The 4199-nt window shown below is 74.5% G+C and carries 4 protein-coding genes; all 4 read left to right on the top strand.

Annotation, left to right across the window (positions count from 1 at the left end; all coding sequences use genetic code 11):
* Nucleotides 1–1185 (top strand): SfnB family sulfur acquisition oxidoreductase (locus AB0I15_RS66530; RefSeq protein WP_358121052.1); only part of this gene is annotated, 1185 nt, incomplete at its 5' end.
* An 8-nt stretch (nucleotides 1186–1193) separates the two neighbouring features.
* Nucleotides 1194–2351 (top strand): LLM class flavin-dependent oxidoreductase, encoded by a 1158-nt coding sequence (locus tag AB0I15_RS66525; RefSeq protein ID WP_358121050.1) that lies wholly within the window; start codon nucleotides 1194–1196, stop codon nucleotides 2349–2351.
* Complete coding sequence (locus AB0I15_RS66520; RefSeq protein ID WP_358121047.1) at nucleotides 2348–3499, top strand: acyl-CoA dehydrogenase family protein; 1152 nt, start codon at nucleotides 2348–2350, stop codon at nucleotides 3497–3499. The genes AB0I15_RS66525 and AB0I15_RS66520 overlap by 4 nt, the downstream gene beginning before the upstream one ends.
* A gap of 14 nt (nucleotides 3500–3513) precedes the next feature.
* Nucleotides 3514–4026 carry an NADPH-dependent FMN reductase gene (ssuE, locus tag AB0I15_RS66515; RefSeq protein WP_358121044.1) on the top strand — a complete coding sequence of 171 codons (513 nt, stop codon included), beginning with the start codon at nucleotides 3514–3516 and terminating at the stop codon, nucleotides 4024–4026.
* The last annotated feature ends 173 nt before the right edge of the window (nucleotides 4027–4199 follow it).

Raw genomic sequence — 4199 nt, 5'->3', positions numbered from 1 at the left:
ACCGACATGCTGCTTCGCGGGATGGAATGGGCGCTGCACCAGGGCGCCCAGGTCATCTCGATCTCGATCGGCTATGACTTCCCCGGATACGTGCACGAGCGCCGCCTGCCCGGCCCCGAACTGGACCGGCTGTCGGCCGGCGGCCTGCTCGCGATCACCGTGCCCCGCGCGTACGGCGGCGCCGACGTGAGCGCCCGCACGGTCGCCGAGGTGTTCAGGCTGCTGGCCGCCGCCGACCCCAGCATCGCGCAGATCCCGCAGAGCCACTTCGTGTACGTCAACGTGCTGCGCCGGCAGGGCACCCCCGAGCAGCGCACGTTCTTCTTCGCCGAGGTCCTCGACGGCAGGCGCTTCGGCAACGCGCAGTCGGAGGCCGGCACCAGGCACGTCCAGGACCACCGGACCTCGCTGACCCCGGCCCCGGGCGGCGGCTTCCTGCTCAACGGCACCAAGCACTACAGCACGGGGGCGCTGTTCGCGCACTGGATCCCCGTGCTGGCCCGGCGCGAGGACCAGTCGCTGCACGTGGCCTACGTGCCGCGCGACGCCCCCGGGCTGACCGTCGTGGACGACTGGGACGGCATGGGCCAGCGCACCACCGCCAGCGGCACCGTGCTGCTGGAGGACGTGTCCGTCCCCGAGGACCGCGTGGTCCCGCACCACCTGACCTTCCAGGGCCCGCAGCTCCACGGCGCGTTCGCGCAGCTCCTGCATGCCGCGATCGACGTGGGCATCGCCGGCGGGGCGCTGGCCGAGGCCGTCGAGTTCGTCCGCACCAAGGCCAGGCCCTGGTTCGAGAGCGGCCAGGAGCGGGCGGCCGACGACCCGCTCGTCGTCCAGCGGGCCGGCGAGCTGGCCGTCAAGGTGCGGGCCGCCGAGGCGCTGCTCGACGCGGCCGGCGCGGCGGTGGACGCCGCCCGCGACGACCTCACCGACGCGTCGGCCGGCGCCGCGTCCATCGCGGTGGCCACCGCCAAGGCGTTCGCCGATCCGGTGGCGGTGGAGCTGGGCAACGCGATCTTCGAGCTGGGCGGCACCCGGTCCAGCCTCGACGGGCTCAACCTGCACCGCCACTGGCGCAACGCGCGTACCCACACCCTGCACGACCCGGCCCGCTGGAAGCTCCAGCACATCGGCCGCTATGTACTCGACGGCCGGCTTCCGCCGCGGCACGGCCTGCTCTAGGAGAGACGATGACCCTGACGTTCCACTGGTTCCTGCCCACCTACGGCGACAGCCGCGACGTCGTGGGCGGCGGCCACGGCCTGCCCGCGGGAGCCGCCGGCGGCTCCCGCCCGGCCACCCTGCCCTACCTGCGGCAGATCGTGCACGCGGCCGAGCAGGTCGGCTTCGCCGGCGCGCTGACGCCCACCGGCGCCTGGTGCGAGGACGCCTGGCTGACCACGGCCATGCTGGCCGACACCACCGAGCGGCTGAAGTTCCTGGTGGCCTTCCGCCCCGGCCTGGTCTCCCCCACGCTGGCCGCGCAGATGGCGGCCACCTACCAGTGGCACTCGCGCGGGCGGCTGCTGCTCAACGTGGTGACCGGCGGGGAGAGCCACGAACAGCGCGCCTACGGGGACTTCCTGGACAAGGACGCCCGCTACGCGCGTACCGACGAGTTCCTGCACGTGGTGCGCTCGCTGTGGGCGGGCCAGACGGTGAGCTTCACCGGCGAGCACGTGCGGGTCGAGGAGGCCCGGCTGAACCGGCTGCCGGACCCGGTGCCCGACATCTACTTCGGCGGCTCCTCGCCCGTCGCGGGCCGGGTGGCCGCCCGGCACGTGGACGCGTACCTCACGTGGGGCGAGCCGCCGGACGCGGTCGCCGAGAAGATCACCTGGGTGAACGGGCTGGCCGCGGCCGAGGGCCGTACGCTGCGGCACGGCATCCGGCTGCACGTCATCACCCGCGACACCGCCGAGCAGGCATGGGCGCAGGCCGGCCGGCTGCTCGACGGCATCGACCCGGCCACGGTCGAGAAGGTGCAGGCCGGCCTGGGCCGCAGCGAGTCGGAGGGGCAGAAGCGCATGCTCGCCCTGCACGGCGGCCGGCGCGACGACCTGGAGATCTACCCCAACCTGTGGGCGGGCGTCGGCCTGGTGCGCGGCGGGGCGGGCACGGCGCTGGTCGGCAGCCACACCGAGGTCGCCGACCGCATCGAGGAGTATCACCGGCTCGGCCTCACCGAGTTCGTCCTGTCCGGGTATCCGCACCTGGAGGAGGCGTACTGGTTCGGCGAGGGCGTCCTGCCCATCCTGCGTGAGCGCGGCCTGTGGCGGCACCCCTCCGCCGGCGCTGGCGGGCACGAGCCCGCCTCGATCCCGTTCGCCTCGGCGGGCGCCCGATGACCACCCTTCCGGAGCTGCGGCGGCGCGCCGCCGCGCTCCTCCCCGAACTGGCGGCCGGGGCCGCGGAGCGGGAGCTCGACCGTGAGCTGCCGCGGGCGCAGATCCGGGCCCTGGCCGCCGCCGGGCTGTTCACCTTCAGGATCCCCGCCGAGCACGGCGGGGCCGGCTCCAGCGTGGCGGAGGTCTTCGGCTTCCTCATCGACCTCGCCGCCGCCGACTCCAACATCGCCCAGGCGGTACGCCCCAGCTTCGGCCGGGTCGAGCACCTGCTCACCGCCTCCGAGCCGGAGCGGGAGCGCTGGTTCCCGCGATTCCTCGCCGGGGACGTCTTCGGCAACGCCGGCTGGGAGGTCGGCGGCCCCAACGGCGCGGTACGCACCCGCATCGGCCCCGACGGCACGGTGAACGGCACCAAGTACTACAGCACGGGCGCCCTCTACGCCGACTGGATCAGCCTGGTCGCCGTGGACGACGACGGCGAGAAGGTGTTCTTCACGCTGCCGCGCGACCGTGAGGGGCTGGAGCTGCTCGACGACTTCGACGGCATCGGCCAGCGGCTCACCGCGAGCGGCACCACCCGGCTGAGCGAGGTCAAGGTGCGGCCCGAGGAGTTCGTCAAGCGGCCCGGGAGCGCCGGGCGCTCGCCCGTGAGCCCGTACATGCAACTCTACCTGGCCGCCGTTGAGGCCGGGATCGCCCGCGCCGCGCTCACCGACGCGGTGGCCTTCGCCCGCGAGCGGGCCCGGCCGATCGAGCACAGCGACGCCGCCCGCTCGGTCGACGACCCGTACGTGCGGCACGCGGTGGGCGAGATCTCCGCGCGGGCGTACGCGGCCGAGGCCGCGGTGCTGCGCGCCGCCGCCGCCATCGACCGCGCCTGGGCCGGCGACCTCACGCCCGATCTGCTCGCCGAGGCCTCCGTCGAGGTGTCGCAGGCCCAGTTCGTCGCGGTGGAGTCGGCGTTGAAGGCCGCCGAGCTACTGTTCGACGTGGGCGGCGGCTCCGCCGTGGCCCGCCGCCACAACCTCGACCGGCACTGGCGCAACGCCAGGACCGTGGCCAACCACAACCCGCGCGGCTGGAAGGCCGCCGTGGTCGGCGCCTACCATCTCACCGGCGCGCAGCCCCCGCTGAACGGCCTCTTCTGAAGGGATCTCACCCCATGTCCCGCGTGCTCCTGATCTCGGGCAGCCCTTCCGCGAGCTCCCGAACGGGGAAACTGCTCGACCACGTGGCCGGCCTCGTCGACGGCGCCGTCTCACTGCTCCGGCTGCGCGACCTGCCCGCCGAGCCGCTCCTGCTGGGGCGGCCGGACCACCCCGACCTGGCCGCCGCGGCGCGCTCGGTCGCCGCCGCGGACGTCATCGTCGTGGCCACCCCGATCTACAAGGCCGCCTACACCGGCCTGGTCAAGGCCTTCCTCGACGGGCTGCCCCAGCAGGCGTTCGCCGGCAAGACCGTGGTGCCCATCGCCACGGGCGGCACCCGGGCACACCTGCTCGCGGTGGACTACGCGCTGCGGCCCGTGCTCAGCGTGCTGGGGGCCCGGCACGTCACCCGGGGCCTGTTCGTGCTGGACACCGAGATCGCGCCGCTGGCCGACGAGCTGCGCCCGCGCCTCCAGGCGCTGGCCGACGAGGTCAACGCGGTGCCGCTGCGGGCGGCGGCCGCCTGAGCGCCGAGCCAGTGCCGTACGACGCGCGCGCCGCTCGCCCGGCCGACGCCCTTGGGCAGGCCGAGCGCCACGTTCCCGGCCAGGTCCTCCTCGCCGAGCGGTGTGGCGACGGTGGCGGGCAGGCCCTGCAGCAGGAAGGCGTTGTCGTCGAGGATCATCGACTCGCCCACCCC

It is taken from the genome of Nonomuraea sp. NPDC050643 (assembly GCF_040654715.1).
Lineage (GTDB): Bacteria > Actinomycetota > Actinomycetes > Streptosporangiales > Streptosporangiaceae > Nonomuraea.
This window is presented reverse-complemented; position numbering and strand designations above follow the sequence as displayed.

What these genes read in the sequence shown, in the direction of transcription:
- AB0I15_RS66520 (WP_358121047.1), top strand. Translation starts at nt 2,348, where the DNA reads ATGACCACCCTTCCGGAGCTGCGGCGGCGCGCCGCCGCGCTCCTCCCC.
- AB0I15_RS66525 (WP_358121050.1), top strand. Translation starts at nt 1,194, where the DNA reads ATGACCCTGACGTTCCACTGGTTCCTGCCCACCTACGGCGACAGCCGC.
- ssuE (WP_358121044.1), top strand. Translation starts at nt 3,514, where the DNA reads ATGTCCCGCGTGCTCCTGATCTCGGGCAGCCCTTCCGCGAGCTCCCGA.